Raw genomic sequence first — 25,477 nt, forward strand, 5'->3', positions numbered from 1 at the left:
ACTTTTTTACCTAATTTCTTCCATTTTCCTTCAGTGGATCGACCGACCTCCGATCACTCTGAGTTTTCTCTCAATCTCGATTTCCTGTTCCGTTACCTTCGTCAATTGAAGAATCAACTTTTGGATCTTCCTTTGATACACTTTCAATTTTTGTAATAGACTCTTTACTTCCTCTCTCTTCTTTACCGAACTCATGGAGTCATATCTCTTTCGAAAGATTTCCATTCTTTTTCGGATGGAAGACTCTTCCGCTTCTTCCTCCCTTGTTTTTGGATCTAATCCGTTTTTGGCTCGTTTTGTCTCGTTTTTTTTCCTTTCATACTTTCAACTTCCAGATCCTCTTGTCTTGACCCACGGCGGTTAACTGATATACGATTTCCGAATCCTTCCAGTGGTTGTCCATTACCTGCTCATTCAACTTCGTTTGATGTTTTCTCAATCTTACAAGCGTTCCTAACAACCGATCCAACGCCGCTTCCTTTTGGTCATAGGTCATCTTCAGATACTTCTTTTGAAACTCCTTCGCCTTCGCTTGTGCGATTTGTTTCCGTGTCTTCTTCTTGCCTTCTTCCTTCTTCGCCGGTTTCTCTTTTTTTGCGGTTGGCTTCGGCTCTTTGGTTTTGAGTTCTTTCTTTAATTCAGTTACATATCTCCGAGCCGTTCCAAGTGGTATGTTTTCATTCTCTGATACTTTCTTGGCTAATTCTACCGGCTTCTCGATCAAACTATCACCCTGATAGTTTGATTTTTGATCTGATCCGATTTTCAAAGATTCACCCTGAATCTTTGATCTTTCATTCGAACCTTGACTCCTACCGATCAAAAGATGACCCTCATCTTTTGATTTCTCAGAGAACAATACTTCGCTTAACATTTTAGAATCCTCTTTCAAACCTTCACCGTGAAGGTTTGATCCTTGCTCTTCTAAGGTGCCAACTTCACCAAATAAGCCAAGCTCCGATTCCAACATTCCTTCCGTTTGTTTTTCCACCCGAGAAGACAATTCCCCGTTTGTTTCTTCTTCACTTTGTATTGTAGACGATTCGCTCTTGCGATCCCCACCTCGATTGTCTTGGACAAGTTCATCCTTGTATTTCCGAAGGATTCTTTTCTTTAGCCGTTCTTTTCTTTGCTCCGCTGTCAGATGTCTTCGAAATAAATTGTCTCCTTCTAGGATGTCGTATTCCTCTTCCGGTGTTAGTTCGTTCATATAGTAACGAACCGGGATGTTCTCGATTCTCCGACGCACGTTCTCGTCTTCGTGTTCCTTTAACTCTAAAGCTATCCGGTAGCGGTTCTCTCCCGTGACTATCTTTCCGTCTTTTTTGGCCGTGAGTGCATCCAAGATTCCGTTCAAAGCGATGTTCTCTTTCAAACTCTCGTATTCTTCTTTTGTCAACGGTTCAAAGTCATTTCTGGGATTCGGTTTCAAACTCTCAGGTTTTACCATCTTCACAATCGGATTCAAGGTCACTCCCTTCGGTATATACTGTTTTTTGTATATAGACCCAGGACGCGGACTTGCTTCCTGTGCGTCCATCCACTCGTTTGCTTTTTCTTCCTGACTCTTCTTCATACTACTACCTTCCGCTTCTTCCCATTCATCCCCGTTAGTTCCAACACTTCGTTTGTCAGCTCCTCGAATAACCCGTAGCCCTTTGTGTTCTCTTTCAATGGCTTTCCGAGCTCTGTGGCCGTCTCAATCGCCGACAACTTCGATACTACGGTCTTCGACACCTTGTATTTCTTTTGCAAAGTCAAGATTCGTTCCGATTCCTTTTTGCTCTTGCCTACAATCGAAGGCACAAGTAACGTCTTTGGGTTCAGAGGACTGACGACAGAAGACTGAGGACCGGTTTTCATTTCTGTTGCATCTCGTTTTTCTAATGCAGAGTTTCTTGAACTGTCATCGCGTAGTCCTTCGATTTCTCCGAGTAACGTCTTTGTCCCTTGAAAGTTCCATCTCGACGGCTTCACCGGAAACAATACTAGATCCGCTACCGACAACGCAAATCTTAGCTCCAGACTCAAATACACCGGCGTATCGATTATTACAAAATCATAATCTAGTTTTCTCAAACGATCTACAAAAGATCCTAACACTCTCGGGTCGCTCCCTAATTCCTCCGTTATCTTCCCCAAAGATATTGTCGCCGGTAGGATGCTAATTCCCGGAAAACGAGTTTCATACGCACAAGTCCCGATTTCTTTTTGTTCCAGTAACGCGTGATATACGTTTCTTTCGTCCAATTCCTCTTCACTCACTTCCCTCAAGAAAAAGTCCGTTAGGTTGTTGTTCAAATCCAAGTCCATACAAAGGACTCTCTTTCTCTTTTCCCATAACTGTAACGATAGATTGATCGCCGTTGTAGTCTTGGCGACTCCGCCTTTCAAATTCGCAAGCGTGATAATATACATACCCAGGGCCTCCTAACTTGTTTAGGTTTTTTGAAAATCTTGTTTTTGGTTTTGTTTTTGAACTTCCCGACTCCGTCGTGAGCCAACGCTTTCGCTTCGCGGCTTTTGGCTATCTCGCTCACTATGGATCGCTCGATACTGCTAAAGTAGAGAAGTCCTCTCTTCAACCGGTCCTTTCCGTTTGGTTGTTTAGAGATATGGAATGTTTTTAGTTTCTAACCCTCAAACATCCAATCACTTTCAAAAGAGAAGTCAGCTCGTATTGTTTTCTTCTTTCTGGGAACTCGAATCGGGCGATTCGTTTTCCGTCTTCTCTGGTTCTCTAAAACCCCGATCCCTCAGTTCGGAATTCGAAGACGGATGGGTCCTGTCATACACTTCCTTTAACTTCCGGATCGCTACGTGGGTATAGATTTGTGTAGAATTTAAATCTTTGTGACCGAGCATCTCCTGCACGTAACGGATGTCCGCCCCGTTCTCAAGCATCAAAGTCGCCGTAGTATGACGAAAGATATGTGTCGATCCCTTCTTCTCGACTAAAGATCGCTCCTTCGTCGTCACTACCACATAACCTACGGTATAATCGGTAATCGCTCGTCCCCTTTGCGACAAGAACAAGGTCTCCTCATTCGAGTCCTTTACATATGCGATTCGTACTTCCTCCAGATACCTCTTTACCCAATATAGCGCTCTCTCCGAGACAGGGATCAGTCTGTCTTGTTTGCGTTTCCCCTCATACACAAACACCGTCCGATTCGTTAAGTCTACGTCCGATATCTTTAACTTCGCTAACTCAAATCTCCTAAGTCCCGTTGAATACAATAACTCTAAGATCGCCTTGTTCCGGATTCCTAATCTTGTCTCCACATCCGGCGTCGACAGTATCTTCTCCGCTTCTTCCACACTCAGTATATTCTGTGGTAAATGTTTCGCTAACTTCGGTAGCCGCATCTCCAGACAAGGATTCTTTAACACCATCTCCCTTACCTGCATCCAGTTAAAAAACTTTCGTAAGGTAAACAATATATGCCCTTGAGTCCCCGCCGTGATCGCCTTTTTGGTCTTTTGATTTTTGTACTTCGATATATATTCTTGATATCGATCCACGAGTGCCAACGTCATCTGATTCGGTTCCGATATCCCTCTCTCCATACACCATTCAAAATAGATCTCGAAATAAAATCTCTGGGCACGTATCGTCTTGATCGATGTGCCCGTTCCCTTTTTGTATCTTAAATATTCTAATATTCTCTTTTCTAATATACTCGGTTGCTTTTCATCCGTTAGTGGCTGGAACGATCGGGCTTCCAGCGTGATTCTTTTCTTGTGGCCTCCGATTTTTCTGTCCCTGTCCATTCCCATTGTAATTCCTCACTTTGTAGGTTTTTGGTGTTTTGTTTTTCTTCTGTACCTTGCGTTTTGTTGTCCGTTCCTCGATTTTTTCGAGAATCGCCGTTTCGCTCGGTTATTTTGTTTCTTAGGGCCGATGGGCTCGCTAGGCTACCCCTAGGCGAAGGGGGGGCGATCCCCAGGCTACCCCCAGGCGAGGTCGCCGCTTTCTTCTCGGTTTTGAGTGGATTCTGCTAAAGATGAAGGTGTGAGGTTGTCGGTTTGGATTTGGGCCAAAGTTCCCGATGACAAAATCTCTTCCCGCTTTTCTCCCGAGAATATTCTTCCCAGTTTTTTTGTCGCCTCTTCAAATTCCACGGTTCTAATCCCTAAGTAAAAATCGTTTCCGTTGTCCGTGTCCTTGTCCCAGACTAGTTCGTATTCGAGCGCGGTCCCTTGTTTTGGGTTTCGTACATACAAATATTCTAATTCTTCCAATCGTTTGAGATGAACCCTAAGTCTTGTGTCGCTTACTCCCGTTCTCTCTCGTATCTCCTTTCTTGTCAGTCGGATCTCGCTCCTCGTTACTCCTTTGGTTTTACAAAGCTCTTCCACATACTCGTGGATCTCTTGCAATAGTCTCTTTGTATGCGCCGAAAGATCCTCTAAGTTCCTTCCGAATATGCGGCTGAATAAGAGACTCGCAAGCGTGATGTCTTCCTTTTCCACCTCGATATACGGTATCTCTTTGCCTCTTGCGTCCTTCGCCGTTTTCTCCTCTCTTTGGTATTGATGGAGTAGCGCAATCGATCTGATGAGTGTCAGATATTTCTTTTGATCCCGTCTCATACGGAGTCGCGTATCCGGAAACTTGATTTCTTTTGCATACGGATTCACAACCGCTATACTCTTCAGTAACCTTTGGATGTTTTGGTGTCTGGTTACGATTTTCTCCTTCGTATTTTGTTTAAATACTCCTTCCAAGGTTTCTTCCGTTCTTTGGTTCGTAAGTATCGTTCGGGTCTGTTCCCTGTCTTCGTTCACTGTCAACACGATCGCCCTGTTTTGCAGCTCTTCGTCGATCTCTACACTCGTCGTTGTAAGAAATAGCACTACGGGTCCTTCCACCGTATATTCGGTCGTCGACAGTCTTCCGCTCTGTTGATCCTTCGTCGTTGTTGCAATACTGATTTTCTTCTCACTCTGGAGTATCTTCAAAGCATACTTCGCTCTTTCCACCCCTTCCTCTTCCGAGATCGCTAGCACCTTGTTTTTTAAACTGGTTGCGGACATATAGAAAAGACTTTGACCAGTCATCGCAGAATACTTCTCTTTCTCCTCTCCTGGCACTAAGTCTAGGATTGCATCCATCAGCGTCGACTTCCCCGCACTCGACGAACTCTGTATGATGACGGCTAACGGATTCTCAGTACGCCTTGTGATCGTCGCAAGATACCCGAGGAGTGAATTCTCCCTCTCTCCCACAAGTCCCATCCTTTCAAAGTCAAGGAGTATATTCGTTACCAATTCCGGGTCTTGCAAATATTGAATCGCTTCCCCCGTTTCTTCAGGGCTAAGCGTCACTTCTTCTTTTTGTGGCTTTCTTCTATTCTCCAATTTCTCCCAAAGTGCTTCCTCCGACTCTCTGAACACCTCTTTCAAATCCGAGTGGATCGTTTCTTCCAGCACTCCGGTCACATCGCTTGCACTCTGGACAAATCCCTTCCTCATTTTCGGATTCATCATATCCAAGGTCTCCGTGTGATACTCCTCTCCCACAAGGAGCCGCAAATTCACGCGCATCACTTCCATTCCCTGGTTTTTGTAAAGAGACCTCACTCTGTAGTGTCTCTCTCCTCTTTCAAAGTGTATCTCTTCTCCCTTCCTTTCCACCTTCAGCCGGGGAGGCAATAACGGGGACAGTTCTCTTGTTTCATCCTTTCCCATATCCTCTTTTTGGTTTGTAAGTGTTTGCGTTGTTTTCTCTTCTTTTTGATTTGTAGTTCTTTCTGTAGGCGTTTCTTTCTCGTTCGGGAACGTATCCAAAATGAGTGCGTGGAGGCTGTCGCTTGCATTTCTCATTTTTTGAGCATACTCGTTTACATCCATCGCTACCGGTAAACGCATGATATGGCTACTCATTCCCTCTTGTTCGTATCTCTCCTTTAATCTTTGGGCTCCTGTATTTCCGCCGGGGTCGTTGTCATACGCGATTAAGATTCGTCCCGGTTTGTGTTTCCCGATTTCTCTGTGTAGCTCCTCTGTGTATCCTTCGGTTCCATAGCTACAAGTTACGTTCCGGATTCCGTTCACATACATCGTTAACGCATCGATCACGCTTTCGCAAAGGATCAGTTCTTTTTCTCGGATCGCTTCCCGGTTCCAGATTCCCGTGTGTGGGCCCGGCATATATCTGTGTCTTACTGTGGTCGAACCTCCGCTTGTTATGTTTCTTCCATACACTCCCACCGGTTTGCCGTTCTCATCCAAGAGTGGGAATATTATGTATTTGTAAAATCTCTCGTAGCCTTTGCTCTCCCGTGCAAGGCCGTATTCTCTCAGGACTCTTCTCGCTTCTCTTCCCTCTTTGCGATCCCAACGCGGTAATACTTGGCCAACCATACTTCCGTCCACGTATCCGATTTGAAACTTCTCTAACGCCTCTCTGTCATACACCCCTCGGTTTTTCAGGTATTCCTTGGCTTCTTTGTTTTTTGTCAGCGTCTCTTGGTAATATGCAAACACTCTGTCGATGATTCTCTGTTCATCCGGTAGAAAGTCTCCGTATCTCTTTCTCGTTGTCTCTTCTCGGGGTTCTTTAGTTTGCTCTTGGGATACTTGCATTTCCGTCCTCTGTGTCAGTTTTTGTAAGGCTTCCACCGCTTCGTTAAATCCCAAGCCCTCTTTCTTCATTAAGAAGTCGATCGCGCTTCCTCCTGTCTGGCAAGCTCCCATACAGTGCCACAGATTCTTTACAGGCGTTACGATGAACGAAGGATGCCGGTCGTCATGGAACGGGCATTTTGCTACCCAGTTCGTTCCGTGGTTCTTCAGTTCGATCCCGTAGCTTCGGACCAAGGCAAGCAGGTCCGTTTCCGTCTTTAGTCGCGTAATCTCTTCTTTCGGGATGAATGCCATGAGGAAAGGCTCCTTGGAGGGAAAATTTTTTAACCGTATAGGGCGATAAGATATTAACCTTACACGCAATCATCATTTACTCCGTAGGGTTACTTTAGTCCAGCCGAAATTTTCCCTAATATCTAAAATCCTTGAGATTTTTACCCCGTATGCTTAGTTGTACTGAGTGAAATCATCTCATTCTACAGAAATCCTTGCTGAAAAGCTCGGTAATAATATTCGCTCCCTACGTTCAAAGAAAGGTTGGTCTCAATCCGAATTAGCGGACAAGGTAGGCGCGCATCTCACTCATATCAATAGAATCGAAAATGGTAAGTATCTACCTTCTTTGGATACAGTAGTCCTTCTAGCAGAAGCCTTAGAATGTTCTCTTGATATTTTAGTGAATGGATCGGCTGAATCTTCTAAAGATATTCGAATCGAAGATCAATCGTTTGCTGAAAAAATTCGATTACTCAATTCCTTAGATACAGAAGAAAAAAAAGCTGTTACTCTTTTTCTGGACTCTTTACTTTCCAAGAAAAAGATGATAGGAATATTACAAGAACTTCAGATTAAATAGATTTCAAAAATCCTTCTAACAGATCGAAAATATCAATAACTAAACCCATGAAAGTCCTACTCGATATTAAAGACGACAAAGCCCATTCACTCCTGGAAATCCTAAAGGGGCTTTCTTTTGTGAAGACAAAAACTCTCACTTCTCCCAAAGCTAAATTCATTGAAGACGTTAAAGAAGCAGTCGAAGAAATGAAACTTGTAAAAGCCGGTAAACTAAAAGCAAGGCCCGCTCAAGATTTACTCGATGAACTTTAAAGTTTTTACTCTGCCTAAATTCGACAGGCAAGCGAAAAGGCTCATTAAAAAGTTTCCTTCTCTCAAAAAAGAAATCGCCGGACTCATCGAGTCTCTGAAAACAAATCCGACTCAAGGAACCAAAATCGCTTTAGACTGTTACAAGATCCGCCTCTCCATTGCCTCAAAAGGTAAAGGAAAATCAGGCGGCGCAAGAGTCATCACTCACTTTCTCGTGAAAGACACTATCGTCTTTCTAATGCTCATCTACGACAAGGCCGAACAAGAAAACGTCTCCAACGCCGAAATCGAAGAACTTTTGAAAGAAATAAACATTCCTCTTTGAAATACCCTCTATCTCCTTCGTTTTCTCTTTTTGTTACTTCCACCCTGTTTTTCATTCGCGCTCTTACTTTTTTCCAACTCCCCTTTTTTGGAAGAATACATATACAATGTATCTCTCGCACGAGTCACATACCCGCCTAACGCCCATCTCTTAAACCATCCGAGTTTCTTGTAATACGGACTTTCTTTGCGGGTTGCATATATTTTAGAGAACTGCTCTAATATCTCATATCGCCAATATATCATCAGCTTCTCTAAGTCTTCATCCTTTACGAAGTCCCTAACTTCCAAAGCTTCACTGATATCGATCAAAATCCCGATCGTTCGGTGGATCGTATACCGATACAAGCGGATGTATTCTTTTCGCCGTTTCTTGTCCTCAATCGGTTCTTGATTCCTTGCATGATATTTTAACGCACAAAGTAGTAACGATACGTCCGGAAATTCATTCAAACACCATTGCAAATTTCTCATCAAAAAATACAACGCGCCCGCATCCGTTATTTGAAATCCGTTTACCAACGTATTCGCTTCTTGCTTCAAATACGCTCGTACGATCTCGATATATCCGTAGACTTCGCTTCCCTTGTAGCGGCCACTCACACGTCCAAGTTTTCCCTCTAATTCATGAAACTCGTTCTCTAGGATGGTTTCCAAGACTTCCTTCATGTCTTCTTCCGACAAGTCCGGTTCTTCCAGTCTTCTTTTACACTTGGTTAAGATTTCCTGTTCTCTTGCTATTTCCTCTTCTAATTCCGCTTCCATCTTTTTCTCCGTCTTTGCTTTGGTATTCCCCATTCCGTTTTCGTTCTGTTTCTCTAATATATATTTTTTGATATCGCACACTAATACAAAAAAACCCGGCTATTACACCGGGCAAGTTTGATCTTTAGATACACTCATGATTTCTAATATACTTTCAAGGTCCAAAACCTCTTAAGTCGAAGGGGTTTTAGTCTTACACTATCGTTTTGATATTCGGGTCTTCCGCTTTCGCCAAATCTTCGCTTTAGTTCGAAGCAAACTTCTTTTGTTTTCCTCGAAAAGACTGCTGACATCTAATTCCGCTTCACTGAACCCTAATACCTGTGTTTTTACTTCGGTAGATACGGAAGTATTTCCTGAATACGCTCCAAATCCTCCGGAAACATCTGTACCTTCACAAGACTTTCCTGCTCCGCATCAAAGTAAACGCAACTTACTTCAGGGCTCCAAGTTACATCCACATACATCTTTTGGCCCGTTCTCTTGTCTCTTACCGCTTCCCCTAACGCATATCCTTTACTACTTTTCTTTTCCTTTGCTTCCATCTCTTCCCCCAATTTTTTTGTACTCTAATGGGTTCCGATTTCTCTTCTCATCCCTTACTCGCTCCCTTTCGATCTATTGAAAGAAGGAAGCTTTATTTGTTTTTCGATATATGATCATTCCTTGAATCAGCATCTTGTTTCCAATTGCCGCCGGCATTGCTCTTTTGTTTTCGAAAACCCACTCTTTCACTCTTTATTTTTCTTTAGGTTTAATTTGAGTCCCTTAAAGTCGTCGCCTAATACTCTGTCTCGTTTCAGTTTCTTCCAGATCTTTTTCGCATGTTCCACGTCTTCCATCGTTTGCAATTTCTCGATTACTCTTTCGGGTGTAAAAGGATTGCCTACGAAAAACAAGATCCAGGTTCTAAAACTCATCTGTATTTGTAGTTCCGACATTCTTTTCTTTCCTTAGTTCAATAGTCCGTGCTGGGTCGGCTCAGGTGATTCTTTTGCGAATCATCAACTGTCAAACGGCAATATCTCAGATACACAAAGTTTACCCGTTTCTTTGCGGAATGCGTCTTTAATGTATATCTCGATGAGATAATGTTTTACGGAATTTCCATACGGAGCGGAATCTGATACATTGCTATTGTTGTCCGCATATATAGGCATTGGATCAATACTATCGGTAGGATTTTCATCTTCATCATCTTCTCGCAATACTTCCACTCTTCCTACTTTTGGAACTACCTTTGTAATGATCTGTATTTTTTTAATTCGAGCATATTTACGGTCAAAGGCTTCTCCCAAATCGGTACAAGCGAATATACTCCAATGTTCGTTGTACAAGTAATTTGCAGGAGTCTTGATTACGATGGTTGGCTTGGTCCCTGGTAAAATCGGAAACTCCACATACGTCTTTGCAGATCGGTCAAACAACTTCTTTTGATCTTCCGCTTTCAAACCCACAACTTCCGGAATGACGACCTTCTTTTTTTCCCCCAAGTGATACTTGTAGCTCGAATCAATGGATTTTTGTTCGTAATTGTCCAAGGATTCAGAAAACAAAATCCCAAATGTTAGAAAAAACAAAATTAAAATTCTCATATATATTCTCAAACTCCTTTGCTCAAACAAATTGCCTTCCTCCAAGAAGAAGGAAGGCATTCCCCAAAATCAACGATTAAACTGAACGCTGTAATCTCTCTGTTCAGGTTTTTTCTTCAAATGATTTTGTAACTCCGCCTGCAAGTATTCTTCTTTTGCATTCTTTCTCAAATCATTCAAATGATTCATGAGTCCGTCGCTGTAATCGGAAGAATTGATCACGGAATATCCAAACTTAGGATTGTTTTTGAACAAGGTCTCCATACTGTTAAACGCTCCGTGTTGACCCGCCATTTTGTTGAGTCCTCCTGTAACAAACACCTCGTTCTTTCCGGTTTGTGCGTTGTAAAAGTAACTCCGGATCGGAACCTGACAACCTTGAGAAGTTGGCCCCACTTTTCCAGGAACGTAATCGGCTATGATCGTTTTCGTTTTTGGGTCCGCTTTAAAATTAACAACGTCATTCCCACCTTGGTGGATAAAGACCTCGGTCATTTTCTTCAAGGATTCAAACGTTCTTTCCGCCGCACTGTGTTTTCCATCCGCATTCGCGTCTCTGGCTCCCGGTACGCTTCCGTCAACCATTCCCGCTAAAAACGCGTGCTTCCATTCACCTGCGGTTTTGTCCACTCCCACCATATTGAAATGTCCTGTCGAAATTTCTCCAACACCTCCGAGTGCCGCACTGCTTGGATGTTTGTCTGTTCCCGGAAAGCTTTTTTGTCCCGGTTGTGTGGACGCAAAATACACTCCTTCCAACTTTCCTTTGTTAACCGCGAGCATATAGTCGCCATGATTCGCATCCTGAGAATCCACTGGAACCCTGATTCCTACCATATTCAAACCGTTGTCGTTCCAGCCGTATCCTTTCGTCAACGCTACCCCTTTAGAATACGCCGCCAAATCTCCGTTAGCCGCACCGTGCGCCATTAACGCTTGGCCTTCCGCGTGTCTTGCCGGGTTCATCGTGGCCGGATTGATCTCCACCCACTCGGTCTTGCCTTTTTTAGTTTGTTTTTCATACAACTTGCCGTTCGAGTCTTCCACTATATCACCCGTCGCCTTGCCGCCTCCGGAACCAAGGGCTACCGGTATCGCTCCGGGTTTCTCACTTCCACCCGTTATCAATCCCTTAGCCTTGTCATACAAACCTTGGAGCATTCCCACGGCCCCACCCTCATAGTTGTGAACCAGAACCCCGTCCGCGACAAAGTACGTATGATTCACATCCACTTCGATGTTGTAAACCTTTGTCGTCTCAACAATGTATTCACGGACTTCAGTTACACAAATCCATTCTCCTGTAGTCAAAAGTAACTCGTCGCCAACGCGCAAGTCCTTCGTCTTTCTCCAAGTTTCCGTTTGTTTCAAGGTCGCAGTCTCAGTAACTCCGTAAGAAGAAGATACATTAGAATCTGCTAAAACGATCTCGTCCCTTCTCGACCAAAAAGGGTGATTCCAAGTCGTTTCAATCACCGTTCCGTATTCAGTCTCCAAATCAAATAGTAACGTCGTATTTCTTCTAAACAGTTCAATCACCGGTTGGTAGCTCATCTCTCTTGTCTTTTCATCCCAAGAAAGAACTTTCTCTCCAACCTGGATCTCTTCGATCTCTCTCAATCCTTCTTGTGTCCATACAAGTGTTCCCGCCGTAAAACATACGTTCTGATGATACTTCCCATCCGATCCCACGTATCCGTATTGGTCGCTTGCTCCGCCCGTCGTAAAGTTGTTCACCAGAAAGTCTTTAGCGCTTCCTAATACATGATCCAGTATCGATGTTCTCGATGACCCTTGTTCGTTGATTCCAAAGTTCCCGTTTGTGTCTCCGCTCCTTCCTCGTTTCTGGAGTTCCTTCGCGATGTCGGCATCACTCATATCCAGGATCTTACTCGCATCTTGTCCGCTGTCTTGCATCTCGTGGATCAGGGCTTCTTTTCTTGCCGCGTTTAACTTGTCTTCCGCGCTTGCGTATCCGGCTCCGTTAAGTACATCAGCACCGGTTCTGTTTTGCGCTTCTCTTTGTTTGGCTTGCGCTTCTGCGTCTTCTTTTGCTTTGCCCGATACAAAATCAGCCTTCCACTTGTCTGCAAGGTAATTGCAACCCATTGCAAATCTAACTCAAAAACCCAGTTTTCCCAGAGCATTCCTCGATCCGAAGCGTTTTAGCCCTTAGTAAACTTCCACCCTTAAAAAAAATCCCCTAAGACCGTTTTTGAAAATACACACAAAAATTTCCTTTAGAACACTTTGAGAATATTCAATTTCCTTCATGTTCTTTCCAAAAAAAACGGAAAAAAACGAAGGATTTTTTAGGATTTCACTTCTAAATTCCGGAAGAATTGGAGATTCAATTTCCAAGTTTAAGCGTTTCACTTTAGCAAAGTTAAGAATTGCGGAAAATTGCGGATTTCTTCAGAGATTTTAAACATACGAGCAAGAGTCTTGCTCGAAACGGATTCCTTGAGAAATCAAAGCAAGAGAGTGAACTTTTGATCGGTAAGAGTCAAAGCTCGAACTAAGAACCAAAAGACGGCCCTCAAAGTCAGTTTCATCGCCTCCAATTCGTATCTTGCCAGGATTCAACGATTCGTACGAGTGTTTTGCGTTTCCGCAATACGAAAACGTTCTTTAGGGCTCGAACAAGTCTCACACAGGACCCAAACAAGACCTGAATGGGACCACTTTGAAAATCACAGAGCTCGAATAGAACCCGTTTGCAAAAGCATAGAGCCCGAACAAGTCCCGTTTGAAATGCGATAAAACCACAATCAAGGCCGGTTTGCGTTCATTCACGCTCCTTTTTTCTCCTTTAGGTTAAAGACAAGTTAAGGATAAGCGAAGAACAAGACAACGACAGGCAAGTTTAGGTTAAAGATAGGTGAAGCACAGGCAAACTTAGGTGAATGATAGGATAACGACAGGTTAAGGACAGGACAATCTTAGAAACTAAAAACCGGCTCTTGAACTAGGGTTTCAGGAGAACACTTCTTCAAAACAAGGCGGCCACTCCCTTTTTAGTCGTGAAACGAAAATCCTTTCGGGTGAAATTGAAATCCATGTTAGTAAATGCTAGTGTTTTCCCGAACCCGCGATTTCATTTTTAAGCCTTCCACCTTCTTTTCGATGGATAAGCTCAAAATTCTTCAAACGAACTAAGTTTCCATTGAGAGTTCACTCAAAAAAGAGAGAAAAGTAAGCTTGCCCATCTGGAAAAACCTCATATCGTTCATTTTGATTTTCAATCTCATATGACCAGCAGGGGGGTAGTTACTCTCCCCCTCCCGCCCGACGTTTCCGTCGGGTTTCGTCTTTAGAGGGAAAAAGTCCAAAGATCGTCTTTTAAAAGTTTAGAGGCTCCAAGGAAAGGAGCGCAATGTATAATGGCGGGTCGTTCGATGCTTTCCTCTTGAAATCAAGAAAGCGATTGTGGGAAAGTTTCTTTCTGACTCCAATCTTCGGCAACTCGTTTTTTCAGAAAGCAGCGTTTTAGGGCTCGCACAAGTCCCGTTTTTCGTACTTTTTTCTTCTTCGGCAAGAGTTCTTTAATTCTACCTTCTTCCGGTTTTTTTCCCGGTTTTTTCCAATACAATCAAGATCCTTCCGTTAAACCGAAATCAACTCTCAACCATTATTGTGGAATTCTGTTCCGTGAATTCGATTTTAACATTGTGCCACTTTGTGCCGATATCATTGAATTAATACGGGCTTTCGTTTTCTCTTCCGCTTGTATCCCGAAATCTTTTCGTGATTGGGATTTCCAAAATATTACAGCTAAAGAGGGAAGCTTTCCAGCAATCCTTGTGAATGAAAGAATATCGTAACTTGCTCATCTCTCATACGGTTTGAAAATCTTAAGTCCGGGAAATGCTTTGTAATGTTTTACGTTAAATGTATAGAGATGCTTTTTGTATTGAAGCGACGTCTCACCAATCAAACAATCGATAAAGCCAATTCCATGTTTGAATTTGCTACTCTTCAATACCGATAAAGCGTTCTGAATTTCTTTTTCTCCTAACCATAATACTTCAAAGAGGGAAACGAATTTCTCCAATCTCTGTAAATCCTTAGAATTCCTGCAACCCTCAACCAACTCGAAATAAGAATAACCGGAAATGAAAATCGGTTCCTCAATAGAATGTAACCAGTTAATCGCTTTCTCATAACCGCGCAAATAATCGATCAATATATCCGAATCAATCAGCATTGCGGCTTGCTAACTTCTTTCTTAATTCCCTCGAATACGAAAGTCCGTCCGTTATCCCGCGATCCGACCAAATTCCAGCCAAATTCAATTTCTCTAATTCTTTACCCGTGTGCTTGCGCGTTTTTAATGGCTGTGTTTCCTTTTCTTCGATGAAGGTTACGAGCACCTTTCCGTCGTGCACCTGAACCTTTTCGTCTAATACGATCTTACCCTTTTTAATTGTCCCGCTTACCGTTAACATATCCTTTCATTCCAAGTTTCATTTTTCTCTTTGTCCAATCCTTTTTTGGGCTTCCTAATTTCAGTTAAATTAAGGGGAATTTCAAGTGAGGAAATTCGAGGAAAAACGAGGAAAAAATCGCACTTTCTGAAATCCGGAAATCAAGGTGAAAAACGCACCTCGGGAGGGTGTCGGCCCGATTGTATATAACTCATTCATTGTCTTTCGTTCTCATTCGTCCGGTAAACGAAGTCTAAGTTTGTTAATCGATGCCGTGATGATCGCTCCCGATAACAATTCTTTTTCGTGTAATTTCAACACGTACCTACTTACTCTCGTCTGTTCCTTGCTCGACAAATTAACCAATCGTATGATTCCGCAATGTGGAAGTTTCCGAAATACGGCAAGTTCTCCAAAGTCCTTGTCTAAGGTTATTAATATTCTTTTTTCATCATATGCCATTTTGAGAATTTCCTCGTCTCCAGGATCTTTTGTGAAATCGCCGGACCAAACCGTGTCTATTCCCAAAGTTTTAAGTTCCTTCGCCACCCCTCCCCAGACACAAGTATCCAAAAATACTTTCATGCAACTTGGATTGTCTCTTGCGGGATATTCTCTATTCTTTCATGCCCGATCATTCGATACGCATACACAAGACAGGCTTGGATGTCGTCCGATTCCAACCAGGGATATCCTTGTAATATCGTTTCTTTCGTATCTCCCGCAGCAAGCATTCCAAGTATATGTTCCACAGCCAAACGCCTACCGCGTAGGATCGGTTTGCCTCCGAATATTTCCGGATTGAATGTGATTCTCTCTAATAGTCTGTCTTGATCCATGTCTTGTATTCTGCTTTTTTTCATCGGCTCCGTCCAACCCTTTTTTGGGCTTCCTAATTTCAGTTAATTTCAAGTGAGGAAAACGAAGGAAAAGTGAGTGAAAAATCGGCTGTTTTTTTCCTCACTTTTTTACCTAATTTCTTCCATTTTCCTTCAGTGGATCGACCGACCTCCGATCACTCTGAGTTTTCTCTCAATCTCGATTTCCTGTTCCGTTACCTTCGTCAATTGAAGAATCAACTTTTGGATCTTCCTTTGATACACTTTCAATTTTTGTAATAGACTCTTTACTTCCTCTCTCTTCTTTACCGAACTCATGGAGTCATATCTCTTTCGAAAGATTTCCATTCTTTTTCGGATGGAAGACTCTTCCGCTTCTTCCTCCCTTGTTTTTGGATCTAATCCGTTTTTGGCTCGTTTTGTCTCGTTTTTTCCTTTCATACTTTCAACTTCCAGATCCTCTTGTCTTGACCCACGGCGGTTAACTGATATACGATTTCCGAATCCTTCCAGTGGTTGTCCATTACCTGCTCATTCAACTTCGTTTGATGTTTTCTCAATCTTACAAGCGTTCCTAACAACCGATCCAACGCCGCTTCCTTTTGGTCATAGGTCATCTTCAGATACTTCTTTTGAAACTCCTTCGCCTTCGCTTGTGCGATTTGTTTCCGTGTCTTCTTCTTGCCTTCTTCCTTCTTCGCCGGTTTCTCTTTTTTTGCGGTTGGCTTCGGCTCTTTGGTTTTGAGTTCTTTCTTTAATTCAGTTACATATCTCCGAGCCGTTCCAAGTGGTATGTTTTCATTCTCTGATACTTTCTTGGCTAATTCTACCGGCTTCTCGATCAAACTATCACCCTGATAGTTTGATTTTTGATCTGATCCGATTTTCAAAGATTCACCCTGAATCTTTGATCTTTCATTCGAACCTTGACTCCTACCGATCAAAAGATGACCCTCATCTTTTGATTTCTCAGAGAACAATACTTCGCTTAACATTTTAGAATCCTCTTTCAAACCTTCACCGTGAAGGTTTGATCCTTGCTCTTCTAAGGTGCCAACTTCACCAAATAAGCCAAGCTCCGATTCCAACATTCCTTCCGTTTGTTTTTCCACCCGAGAAGACAATTCCCCGTTTGTTTCTTCTTCACTTTGTATTGTAGACGATTCGCTCTTGCGATCCCCACCTCGATTGTCTTGGACAAGTTCATCCTTGTATTTCCGAAGGATTCTTTTCTTTAGCCGTTCTTTTCTTTGCTCCGCTGTCAGATGTCTTCGAAATAAATTGTCTCCTTCTAGGATGTCGTATTCCTCTTCCGGTGTTAGTTCGTTCATATAGTAACGAACCGGGATGTTCTCGATTCTCCGACGCACGTTCTCGTCTTCGTGTTCCTTTAACTCTAAAGCTATCCGGTAGCGGTTCTCTCCCGTGACTATCTTTCCGTCTTTTTTGGCCGTGAGTGCATCCAAGATTCCGTTCAAAGCGATGTTCTCTTTCAAACTCTCGTATTCTTCTTTTGTCAACGGTTCAAAGTCATTTCTGGGATTCGGTTTCAAACTCTCAGGTTTTACCATCTTCACAATCGGATTCAAGGTCACTCCCTTCGGTATATACTGTTTTTTGTATATAGACCCAGGACGCGGACTTGCTTCCTGTGCGTCCATCCACTCGTTTGCTTTTTCTTCCTGACTCTTCTTCATACTACTACCTTCCGCTTCTTCCCATTCATCCCCGTTAGTTCCAACACTTCGTTTGTCAGCTCCTCGAATAACCCGTAGCCCTTTGTGTTCTCTTTCAATGGCTTTCCGAGCTCTGTGGCCGTCTCAATCGCCGACAACTTCGATACTACGGTCTTCGACACCTTGTATTTCTTTTGCAAAGTCAAGATTCGTTCCGATTCCTTTTTGCTCTTGCCTACAATCGAAGGCACAAGTAACGTCTTTGGGTTCAGAGGACTGACGACAGAAGACTGAGGACCGGTTTTCATTTCTGTTGCATCTCGTTTTTCTAATGCAGAGTTTCTTGAACTGTCATCGCGTAGTCCTTCGATTTCTCCGAGTAACGTCTTTGTCCCTTGAAAGTTCCATCTCGACGGCTTCACCGGAAACAATACTAGATCCGCTACCGACAACGCAAATCTTAGCTCCAGACTCAAATACACCGGCGTATCGATTATTACAAAATCATAATCTAGTTTTCTCAAACGATCTACAAAAGATCCTAACACTCTCGGGTCGCTCCCTAATTCCTCCGTTATCTTCCCCAAAGATATTGTCGCCGGTAGGATGCTAATTCCCGGAAAACGAGTTTCATACGCACAAGTCCCGATTTCTTTTTGTTCCAGTAACGCGTGATATACGTTTCTTTCGTCCAATTCCTCTTCACTCACTTCCCTCAAGAAAAAGTCCGTTAGGTTGTTGTTCAAATCCAAGTCCATACAAAGGACTCTCTTTCTCTTTTCCCATAACTGTAACGATAGATTGATCGCCGTTGTAGTCTTGGCGACTCCGCCTTTCAAATTCGCAAGCGTGATAATATACATACCCAGGGCCTCCTAACTTGTTTAGGTTTTTTGAAAATCTTGTTTTTGGTTTTGTTTTTGAACTTCCCGACTCCGTCGTGAGCCAACGCTTTCGCTTCGCGGCTTTTGGCTATCTCGCTCACTATGGATCGCTCGATACTGCTAAAGTAGAGAAGTCCTCTCTTCAACCGGTCCTTTCCGTTTGGTTGTTTAGAGATATGGAATGTTTTTAGTTTCTAACCCTCAAACATCCAATCACTTTCAAAAGAGAAGTCAGCTCGTATTGTTTTCTTCTTTCTGGGAACTCGAATCGGGCGATTCGTTTTCCGTCTTCTCTGGTTCTCTAAAACCCCGATCCCTCAGTTCGGAATTCGAAGACGGATGGGTCCTGTCATACACTTCCTTTAACTTCCGGATCGCTACGTGGGTATAGATTTGTGTAGAATTTAAATCTTTGTGACCGAGCATCTCCTGCACGTAACGGATGTCCGCCCCGTTCTCAAGCATCAAAGTCGCCGTAGTATGACGAAAGATATGTGTCGATCCCTTCTTCTCGACTAAAGATCGCTCCTTCGTCGTCACTACCACATAACCTACGGTATAATCGGTAATCGCTCGTCCCCTTTGCGACAAGAACAAGGTCTCCTCATTCGAGTCCTTTACATATGCGATTCGTACTTCCTCCAGATACCTCTTTACCCAATATAGCGCTCTCTCCGAGACAGGGATCAGTCTGTCTTGTTTGCGTTTCCCCTCATACACAAACACCGTCCGATTCGTTAAGTCTACGTCCGATATCTTTAACTTCGCTAACTCAAATCTCCTAAGTCCCGTTGAATACAATAACTCTAAGATCGCCTTGTTCCGGATTCCTAATCTTGTCTCCACATCCGGCGTCGACAGTATCTTCTCCGCTTCTTCCACACTCAGTATATTCTGTGGTAAATGTTTCGCTAACTTCGGTAGCCGCATCTCCAGACAAGGATTCTTTAACACCATCTCCCTTACCTGCATCCAGTTAAAAAACTTTCGTAAGGTAAACAATATATGCCCTTGAGTCCCCGCCGTGATCGCCTTTTTGGTCTTTTGATTTTTGTACTTCGATATATATTCTTGATATCGATCCACGAGTGCCAACGTCATCTGATTCGGTTCCGATATCCCTCTCTCCATACACCATTCAAAATAGATCTCGAAATAAAATCTCTGGGCACGTATCGTCTTGATCGATGTGCCCGTTCCCTTTTTGTATCTTAAATATTCTAATATTCTCTTTTCTAATATACTCGGTTGCTTTTCATCCGTTAGTGGCTGGAACGATCGGGCTTCCAGCGTGATTCTTTTCTTGTGGCCTCCGATTTTTCTGTCCCTGTCCATTCCCATTGTAATTCCTCACTTTGTAGGTTTTTGGTGTTTTGTTTTTCTTCTGTACCTTGCGTTTTGTTGTCCGTTCCTCGATTTTTTCGAGAATCGCCGTTTCGCTCGGTTATTTTGTTTCTTAGGGCCGATGGGCTCGCTAGGCTACCCCTAGGCGAAGGGGGGGCGATCCCCAGGCTACCCCCAGGCGAGGTCGCCGCTTTCTTCTCGGTTTTGAGTGGATTCTGCTAAAGATGAAGGTGTGAGGTTGTCGGTTTGGATTTGGGCCAAAGTTCCCGATGACAAAATCTCTTCCCGCTTTTCTCCCGAGAATATTCTTCCCAGTTTTTTTGTCGCCTCTTCAAATTCCACGGTTCTAATCCCTAAGTAAAAATCGTTTCCGTTGTCCGTGTCCTTGTCCCAGACTAGTTCGTATTCGAGCGCGGTCCCTTGTTTTGGGTTTCGTACATACAAATATTCTAATTCTTCCAATCGTTTGAGATGAACCCTAAGTCTTGTGTCGCTTACTCCCGTTCTCTCTCGTATCTCCTTTCTTGTCAGTCGGATCTCGCTCCTCGTTACTCCTTTGGTTTTACAAAGCTCTTCCACATACTCGTGGATCTCTTGCAATAGTCTCTTTGTATGCGCCGAAAGATCCTCTAAGTTCCTTCCGAATATGCGGCTGAATAAGAGACTCGCAAGCGTGATGTCTTCCTTTTCCACCTCGATATACGGTATCTCTTTGCCTCTTGCGTCCTTCGCCGTTTTCTCCTCTCTTTGGTATTGATGGAGTAGCGCAATCGATCTGATGAGTGTCAGATATTTCTTTTGATCCCGTCTCATACGGAGTCGCGTATCCGGAAACTTGATTTCTTTTGCATACGGATTCACAACCGCTATACTCTTCAGTAACCTTTGGATGTTTTGGTGTCTGGTTACGATTTTCTCCTTCGTATTTTGTTTAAATACTCCTTCCAAGGTTTCTTCCGTTCTTTGGTTCGTAAGTATCGTTCGGGTCTGTTCCCTGTCTTCGTTCACTGTCAACACGATCGCCCTGTTTTGCAGCTCTTCGTCGATCTCTACACTCGTCGTTGTAAGAAATAGCACTACGGGTCCTTCCACCGTATATTCGGTCGTCGACAGTCTTCCGCTCTGTTGATCCTTCGTCGTTGTTGCAATACTGATTTTCTTCTCACTCTGGAGTATCTTCAAAGCATACTTCGCTCTTTCCACCCCTTCCTCTTCCGAGATCGCTAGCACCTTGTTTTTTAAACTGGTTGCGGACATATAGAAAAGACTTTGACCAGTCATCGCAGAATACTTCTCTTTCTCCTCTCCTGGCACTAAGTCTAGGATTGCATCCATCAGCGTCGACTTCCCCGCACTCGACGAACTCTGTATGATGACGGCTAACGGATTCTCAGTACGCCTTGTGATCGTCGCAAGATACCCGAGGAGTGAATTCTCCCTCTCTCCCACAAGTCCCATCCTTTCAAAGTCAAGGAGTATATTCGTTACCAATTCCGGGTCTTGCAAATATTGAATCGCTTCCCCCGTTTCTTCAGGGCTAAGCGTCACTTCTTCTTTTTGTGGCTTTCTTCTATTCTCCAATTTCTCCCAAAGTGCTTCCTCCGACTCTCTGAACACCTCTTTCAAATCCGAGTGGATCGTTTCTTCCAGCACTCCGGTCACATCGCTTGCACTCTGGACAAATCCCTTCCTCATTTTCGGATTCATCATATCCAAGGTCTCCGTGTGATACTCCTCTCCCACAAGGAGCCGCAAATTCACGCGCATCACTTCCATTCCCTGGTTTTTGTAAAGAGACCTCACTCTGTAGTGTCTCTCTCCTCTTTCAAAGTGTATCTCTTCTCCCTTCCTTTCCACCTTCAGCCGGGGAGGCAATAACGGGGACAGTTCTCTTGTTTCATCCTTTCCCATATCCTCTTTTTGGTTTGTAAGTGTTTGCGTTGTTTTCTCTTCTTTTTGATTTGTAGTTCTTTCTGTAGGCGTTTCTTTCTCGTTCGGGAACGTATCCAAAATGAGTGCGTGGAGGCTGTCGCTTGCATTTCTCATTTTTTGAGCATACTCGTTTACATCCATCGCTACCGGTAAACGCATGATATGGCTACTCATTCCCTCTTGTTCGTATCTCTCCTTTAATCTTTGGGCTCCTGTATTTCCGCCGGGGTCGTTGTCATACGCGATTAAGATTCGTCCCGGTTTGTGTTTCCCGATTTCTCTGTGTAGCTCCTCTGTGTATCCTTCGGTTCCATAGCTACAAGTTACGTTCCGGATTCCGTTCACATACATCGTTAACGCATCGATCACGCTTTCGCAAAGGATCAGTTCTTTTTCTCGGATCGCTTCCCGGTTCCAGATTCCCGTGTGTGGGCCCGGCATATATCTGTGTCTTACTGTGGTCGAACCTCCGCTTGTTATGTTTCTTCCATACACTCCCACCGGTTTGCCGTTCTCATCCAAGAGTGGGAATATTATGTATTTGTAAAATCTCTCGTAGCCTTTGCTCTCCCGTGCAAGGCCGTATTCTCTCAGGACTCTTCTCGCTTCTCTTCCCTCTTTGCGATCCCAACGCGGTAATACTTGGCCAACCATACTTCCGTCCACGTATCCGATTTGAAACTTCTCTAACGCCTCTCTGTCATACACCCCTCGGTTTTTCAGGTATTCCTTGGCCTCTTTGTTTTTTGTCAGCGTCTCTTGGTAATACACAAACACTCTGTCGATGATGTTTTGTTCATCCGGTAGAAAGTCTCCGTATCTCTTTCTCGTTGTCTCTTCTCGGGGTTCTTTGGTTTGCTCTTGGGATACTTGTATTTCCGTTCTCTGTGTCAGTTTTTGTAAGGCTTCCACCGCTTCGTTGAATCCCAAGCCCTCCCGCTTCATCACAAAGTCGATCGCGCTTCCTCCTGTCTGGCAAGCTCCCATGCAGTGCCACAGATTCTTTACAGGCGTTACGATGAACGAAGGATGCCGGTCGTCATGGAACGGGCATTTTGCTACCCAGTTCGTTCCGTGGTTCTTCAGTTCGATCCCGTAGCTTCGGACCAAGGCAAGCAGGTCCGTTTCCGTCTTTAGTCGCGTAATCTCTTCTTTCGGGATGAATGCCATGAGGAAAGGCTCCTTGGAGGGAAAATTTTTTAACCGTATAGGGCGATAAGATATTAACCTTACACGCAATCATCATTTACTCCGTAGGGTTACTTTAGTCCAGCCGAAATTTTCCCTAATATCTAAAATCCTTGAGATTTTTACCCCGTATGCTTAGTTGTACTGAGTGAAATCATCTCATTCTACAGAAATCCTTGCTGAAAAGCTCGGTAATAATATTCGCTCCCTACGTTCAAAGAAAGGTTGGTCTCAATCCGAATTAGCGGACAAGGTAGGCGCGCATCTCACTCATATCAATAGAATCGAAAATGGTAAGTATCTACCTTCTTTGGATACAGTAGTCCTTCTAGCAGAAGCCTTAGAATGTTCTCTTGATATTTTAGTGAATGGATCGGCTGAATCTTCTAAAGATATTCGAATCGAAGATCAATCGTTTGCTGAAAAAATTCGATTACTCAATTCCTTAGATACAGAAGAAAAAAAAGCTGTTACTCTTTTTCTGGACTCTTTACTTTCCAAGAAAAAGATGATAGGAATATTACAAGAACTTCAGATTAAATAGATTTCAAAAATCCTTCTAACAGATCGAAAATATCAATAACTAAACCCATGAAAGTCCTACTCGATATTAAAGACGACAAAGCCCATTCACTCCTGGAAATCCTAAAGGGGCTTTCTTTTGTGAAGACAAAAACTCTCACTTCTCCCAAAGCTAAATTCATTGAAGACGTTAAAGAAGCAGTCGAAGAAATGAAACTTGTAAAAGCCGGTAAACTAAAAGCAAGGCCCGCTCAAGATTTACTCGATGAACTTTAAAGTTTTTACTCTGCCTAAATTCGACAGGCAAGCGAAAAGGCTCATTAAAAAGTTTCCTTCTCTCAAAAAAGAAATCGCCGGACTCATCGAGTCTCTGAAAACAAATCCGACTCAAGGAACCAAAATCGCTTTAGACTGTTACAAGATCCGCCTCTCCATTGCCTCAAAAGGTAAAGGAAAATCAGGCGGCGCAAGAGTCATCACTCACTTTCTCGTGAAAGACACTATCGTCTTTCTAATGCTCATCTACGACAAGGCCGAACAAGAAAACGTCTCCAACGCCGAAATCGAAGAACTTTTGAAAGAAATAAACATTCCTCTTTGAAATACCCTCTATCTCCTTCGTTTTCTCTTTTTGTTACTTCCACCCTGTTTTTCATTCGCGCTCTTACTTTTTTCCAACTCCCCTTTTTTGGAAGAATACATATACAATGTATCTCTCGCACGAGTCACATACCCGCCTAACGCCCATCTCTTAAACCATCCGAGTTTCTTGTAATACGGACTTTCTTTGCGGGTTGCATATATTTTAGAGAACTGCTCTAATATCTCATATCGCCAATATATCATCAGCTTCTCTAAGTCTTCATCCTTTACGAAGTCCCTAACTTCCAAAGCTTCACTGATATCGATCAAAATCCCGATCGTTCGGTGGATCGTATACCGATACAAGCGGATGTATTCTTTTCGCCGTTTCTTGTCCTCAATCGGTTCTTGATTCCTTGCATGATATTTTAACGCACAAAGTAATAACGATACGTCCGGAAATTCATTCAAACACCATTGCAAATTTCTCATCAAAAAATACAACGCGCCCGCATCCGTTATTTGAAATCCGTTTACCAACGTATTCGCTTCTTGCTTCAAATACGCTCGTACGATCTCGATATATCCGTAGACTTCGCTTCCCTTGTAGCGGCCACTCACACGTCCAAGTTTTCCCTCTAATTCATGAAACTCGTTCTCTAGGATGGTTTCCAAGACTTCCTTCATGTCTTCTTCCGACAAGTCCGGTTCTTCCAGTCTTCTTTTACACTTGGTTAAGATTTCCTGTTCTCTTGCTATTTCCTCTTCTAATTCCGCTTCCATCTTTTTCTCCGTCTTTGCTTTGGTATTCCCCATTCCGTTTTCGTTCTGTTTCTCTAATATATATTTTTTGATATCGCACACTAATACAAAAAAACCCGGCTATTACACCGGGCAAGTTTGATCTTTAGATACACTCATGATTTCTAATATACTTTCAAGGTCTAAAACCTCTTAAGTCGAAGGAGTTTTAGTCTGAAACGGCGGTGTCGGCTTTCCATTGTTCTTCTGCATTTCAACATTCTCCGAACTTCTCAACGTTTCGCTTCCAATTTTCTTCTTTAAACTTCTCCAAGTCCTCAAACGGAACTTCCAATTTTACAAGTTTGTCCTCCACGGGATCGTAATATACGCATTTGATTTCAGGGCTCCAAATCGCGTCCACATACATCTTTTGGCCCGTTCTCTTGTTTCTTACCGCTTCCCCCAACACATATCCTTTACTACTTCTCTTTTCCTCTTCCATCTCTTCCCCCAATTTTTTTGTACTCTAATGGGTTCCGATTTCTCTTCTCTTTCCTTACTCGCTCCCTTTCGATCTATTGAAAGAAGGAAGCTTTATTTGTTTTTCGATATATGATCATTCCTTGAATCAGCATCTTGTTTCCAATTGCCGCCGGCATTGCTCTTTTGTTTTCGAAAACCCACTCTTTCACTCTTTATTTTTCTTTAGGTTTAATTTGAGTCCCTTAAAGTCGTCGCCTAATACTCTGTCTCGTTTCAGTTTCTTCCAGATCTTTTTCGCATGTTCAACGTCTTCCATCGTTTGCAATTTCTCGATTACTCTTTCGGGTGTAAAAGGATTGCCTACGAAAAACAAGATCCAAGTTCTAAAACTCATCTGTATTTGTAGTTCCGACATTCTTTTTTTTCCTTAGTTCGTTCGCTTGGTATGAATTATTCTTTTGTAATACATCA

The 25,477-nt window shown here is 43.1% G+C and carries 27 protein-coding genes and 1 pseudogene; 6 read left to right on the plus strand and 22 right to left on the minus strand.

The genetic code is table 11. The features are described from left to right. Positions 1 to 30 precede the first annotated feature (30 nt). The 5 genes from FHG67_RS01920 to FHG67_RS01940 all read right to left on the minus strand — a co-directional run bounded on the left by FHG67_RS01920 (position 31) and on the right by FHG67_RS01940 (position 6,885). Entirely contained in the window at positions 31 to 237 is a 207-nt protein-coding gene (locus tag FHG67_RS01920) for a hypothetical protein (protein ID WP_142511160.1), read from the minus strand. 79 nt (positions 238 to 316) lie between these two features. Beyond that, the gene (locus FHG67_RS01925) at positions 317 to 1,576 is read right to left on the minus strand and encodes a chromosome partitioning protein ParB (protein WP_142499612.1); all 1,260 of its coding nucleotides are present in this window, start codon (positions 1,574 to 1,576) and stop codon (positions 317 to 319) included. After that, positions 1,573 to 2,418: a ParA family protein gene (locus FHG67_RS01930; protein WP_142499613.1), complete on the minus strand. Its 846-nt coding sequence runs from the start codon at positions 2,416 to 2,418 to the stop codon at positions 1,573 to 1,575. Before FHG67_RS01930 ends, FHG67_RS01925 begins: the two co-directional genes overlap by 4 nt. Positions 2,419 to 2,670: 252 nt before the next feature. Next, positions 2,671 to 3,780 carry a tyrosine-type recombinase/integrase gene (locus FHG67_RS01935; protein WP_061216639.1) on the minus strand — a complete coding sequence of 370 codons (1,110 nt, stop codon included), beginning with the start codon at positions 3,778 to 3,780 and terminating at the stop codon, positions 2,671 to 2,673. 171 nt (positions 3,781 to 3,951) lie between these two features. Beyond that, the gene (locus FHG67_RS01940; protein ID WP_142499614.1) at positions 3,952 to 6,885 is read right to left on the minus strand and encodes a CHC2 zinc finger domain-containing protein; all 2,934 of its coding nucleotides are present in this window, start codon (positions 6,883 to 6,885) and stop codon (positions 3,952 to 3,954) included. 166 nt (positions 6,886 to 7,051) lie between these two features. Between FHG67_RS01940 and FHG67_RS01945 the strand changes: the two genes are divergently transcribed. Genes FHG67_RS01945 through FHG67_RS01955 form a run of 3 tightly spaced genes read left to right on the plus strand, consistent with a single transcriptional unit; the run spans position 7,052 to position 8,026 of the window. Then, positions 7,052 to 7,447 carry a helix-turn-helix domain-containing protein gene (locus FHG67_RS01945; protein ID WP_142499615.1) on the plus strand — a complete coding sequence of 132 codons (396 nt, stop codon included), beginning with the start codon at positions 7,052 to 7,054 and terminating at the stop codon, positions 7,445 to 7,447. Positions 7,448 to 7,494: 47 nt separating this feature from the next. Continuing rightward, a complete protein-coding gene (locus tag FHG67_RS01950) occupies positions 7,495 to 7,701 on the plus strand; it encodes a hypothetical protein (protein ID WP_142499616.1) in 207 nt (68 codons plus the stop codon). Then, positions 7,691 to 8,026 carry a type II toxin-antitoxin system RelE/ParE family toxin gene (locus FHG67_RS01955; RefSeq protein ID WP_142499617.1) on the plus strand — a complete coding sequence of 112 codons (336 nt, stop codon included), beginning with the start codon at positions 7,691 to 7,693 and terminating at the stop codon, positions 8,024 to 8,026. The genes FHG67_RS01950 and FHG67_RS01955 overlap by 11 nt, the downstream gene beginning before the upstream one ends. Before the next feature lie 8 nt (positions 8,027 to 8,034). Here the strand turns inward: FHG67_RS01955 and FHG67_RS01960 are convergent, their stop codons facing one another. The 14 genes and pseudogenes from FHG67_RS01960 to FHG67_RS02025 all read right to left on the minus strand — a co-directional run bounded on the left by FHG67_RS01960 (position 8,035) and on the right by FHG67_RS02025 (position 22,657). Then, positions 8,035 to 8,790 carry a hypothetical protein gene (locus FHG67_RS01960; RefSeq protein ID WP_142499896.1) on the minus strand — a complete coding sequence of 252 codons (756 nt, stop codon included), beginning with the start codon at positions 8,788 to 8,790 and terminating at the stop codon, positions 8,035 to 8,037. A gap of 329 nt (positions 8,791 to 9,119) precedes the next feature. Beyond that, complete coding sequence (locus FHG67_RS01965) at positions 9,120 to 9,335, minus strand: hypothetical protein (RefSeq protein WP_142499618.1); 216 nt, start codon at positions 9,333 to 9,335, stop codon at positions 9,120 to 9,122. A gap of 186 nt (positions 9,336 to 9,521) precedes the next feature. After that, complete coding sequence (locus tag FHG67_RS01970; protein WP_061216641.1) at positions 9,522 to 9,731, minus strand: hypothetical protein; 210 nt, start codon at positions 9,729 to 9,731, stop codon at positions 9,522 to 9,524. 63 nt (positions 9,732 to 9,794) lie between these two features. Beyond that, the gene (locus FHG67_RS01975; RefSeq protein ID WP_142499619.1) at positions 9,795 to 10,385 is read right to left on the minus strand and encodes a hypothetical protein; all 591 of its coding nucleotides are present in this window, start codon (positions 10,383 to 10,385) and stop codon (positions 9,795 to 9,797) included. A 69-nt stretch (positions 10,386 to 10,454) separates the two neighbouring features. Beyond that, positions 10,455 to 12,494: pseudogene (locus FHG67_RS01980) on the minus strand (polymorphic toxin-type HINT domain-containing protein); the annotation flags it as partial. 1,720 nt (positions 12,495 to 14,214) lie between these two features. Beyond that, positions 14,215 to 14,592: a type II toxin-antitoxin system VapC family toxin gene (locus tag FHG67_RS01985; protein WP_061216635.1), complete on the minus strand. Its 378-nt coding sequence runs from the start codon at positions 14,590 to 14,592 to the stop codon at positions 14,215 to 14,217. Further along, a complete protein-coding gene (locus FHG67_RS01990; protein WP_004499098.1) occupies positions 14,582 to 14,833 on the minus strand; it encodes a hypothetical protein in 252 nt (83 codons plus the stop codon). The genes FHG67_RS01985 and FHG67_RS01990 overlap by 11 nt, the downstream gene beginning before the upstream one ends. Positions 14,834 to 15,043: 210 nt before the next feature. Then, a complete protein-coding gene (locus FHG67_RS01995) occupies positions 15,044 to 15,397 on the minus strand; it encodes a DUF5615 family PIN-like protein (protein ID WP_142499610.1) in 354 nt (117 codons plus the stop codon). Then, positions 15,394 to 15,675: a DUF433 domain-containing protein gene (locus FHG67_RS02000; RefSeq protein WP_244947473.1), complete on the minus strand. Its 282-nt coding sequence runs from the start codon at positions 15,673 to 15,675 to the stop codon at positions 15,394 to 15,396. Before FHG67_RS02000 ends, FHG67_RS01995 begins: the two co-directional genes overlap by 4 nt. A gap of 129 nt (positions 15,676 to 15,804) precedes the next feature. Continuing rightward, entirely contained in the window at positions 15,805 to 16,092 is a 288-nt protein-coding gene (locus FHG67_RS02005) for a hypothetical protein (RefSeq protein WP_142499621.1), read from the minus strand. After that, on the minus strand, positions 16,089 to 17,348 hold the full coding sequence (locus FHG67_RS02010) for a chromosome partitioning protein ParB (RefSeq protein WP_142499612.1): 1,260 nt from the start codon (positions 17,346 to 17,348) through the stop codon (positions 16,089 to 16,091). Before FHG67_RS02010 ends, FHG67_RS02005 begins: the two co-directional genes overlap by 4 nt. After that, on the minus strand, positions 17,345 to 18,190 hold the full coding sequence (locus tag FHG67_RS02015; protein ID WP_142499613.1) for a ParA family protein: 846 nt from the start codon (positions 18,188 to 18,190) through the stop codon (positions 17,345 to 17,347). Before FHG67_RS02015 ends, FHG67_RS02010 begins: the two co-directional genes overlap by 4 nt. Before the next feature lie 252 nt (positions 18,191 to 18,442). Beyond that, positions 18,443 to 19,552, minus strand: coding sequence for a tyrosine-type recombinase/integrase (locus FHG67_RS02020; RefSeq protein WP_061216639.1), 1,110 nt, complete (start codon positions 19,550 to 19,552; stop codon positions 18,443 to 18,445). Positions 19,553 to 19,723: 171 nt separating this feature from the next. Next, positions 19,724 to 22,657 carry a CHC2 zinc finger domain-containing protein gene (locus FHG67_RS02025; RefSeq protein WP_142499622.1) on the minus strand — a complete coding sequence of 978 codons (2,934 nt, stop codon included), beginning with the start codon at positions 22,655 to 22,657 and terminating at the stop codon, positions 19,724 to 19,726. Positions 22,658 to 22,823: 166 nt separating this feature from the next. Between FHG67_RS02025 and FHG67_RS02030 the strand changes: the two genes are divergently transcribed. From FHG67_RS02030 to FHG67_RS02040, 3 genes are read left to right on the plus strand one after another with little or no spacing between them, the layout of a single operon-like run. Then, entirely contained in the window at positions 22,824 to 23,219 is a 396-nt protein-coding gene (locus FHG67_RS02030; protein ID WP_142499615.1) for a helix-turn-helix domain-containing protein, read from the plus strand. Positions 23,220 to 23,266: 47 nt separating this feature from the next. Next, complete coding sequence (locus FHG67_RS02035) at positions 23,267 to 23,473, plus strand: hypothetical protein (RefSeq protein ID WP_142499616.1); 207 nt, start codon at positions 23,267 to 23,269, stop codon at positions 23,471 to 23,473. Continuing rightward, positions 23,463 to 23,798: a type II toxin-antitoxin system RelE/ParE family toxin gene (locus tag FHG67_RS02040; protein WP_142499617.1), complete on the plus strand. Its 336-nt coding sequence runs from the start codon at positions 23,463 to 23,465 to the stop codon at positions 23,796 to 23,798. Before FHG67_RS02035 ends, FHG67_RS02040 begins: the two co-directional genes overlap by 11 nt. A gap of 8 nt (positions 23,799 to 23,806) precedes the next feature. On the opposite strand, the gene FHG67_RS02045 is transcribed toward FHG67_RS02040, so the two are convergent. From FHG67_RS02045 to FHG67_RS02055, 3 genes are all read right to left on the minus strand, one after another. Next, positions 23,807 to 24,562, minus strand: coding sequence for a hypothetical protein (locus FHG67_RS02045; RefSeq protein WP_142499896.1), 756 nt, complete (start codon positions 24,560 to 24,562; stop codon positions 23,807 to 23,809). A 232-nt stretch (positions 24,563 to 24,794) separates the two neighbouring features. After that, positions 24,795 to 25,025, minus strand: coding sequence for a hypothetical protein (locus tag FHG67_RS02050; RefSeq protein ID WP_142499623.1), 231 nt, complete (start codon positions 25,023 to 25,025; stop codon positions 24,795 to 24,797). A 186-nt stretch (positions 25,026 to 25,211) separates the two neighbouring features. Further along, positions 25,212 to 25,421 (minus strand): hypothetical protein, encoded by a 210-nt coding sequence (locus FHG67_RS02055; protein WP_061216641.1) that lies wholly within the window; start codon positions 25,419 to 25,421, stop codon positions 25,212 to 25,214. Between the last annotated feature and the right edge of the window lie 56 nt (positions 25,422 to 25,477).

This window comes from Leptospira weilii (assembly GCF_006874765.1).
Lineage (GTDB): Bacteria > Spirochaetota > Leptospiria > Leptospirales > Leptospiraceae > Leptospira > Leptospira weilii.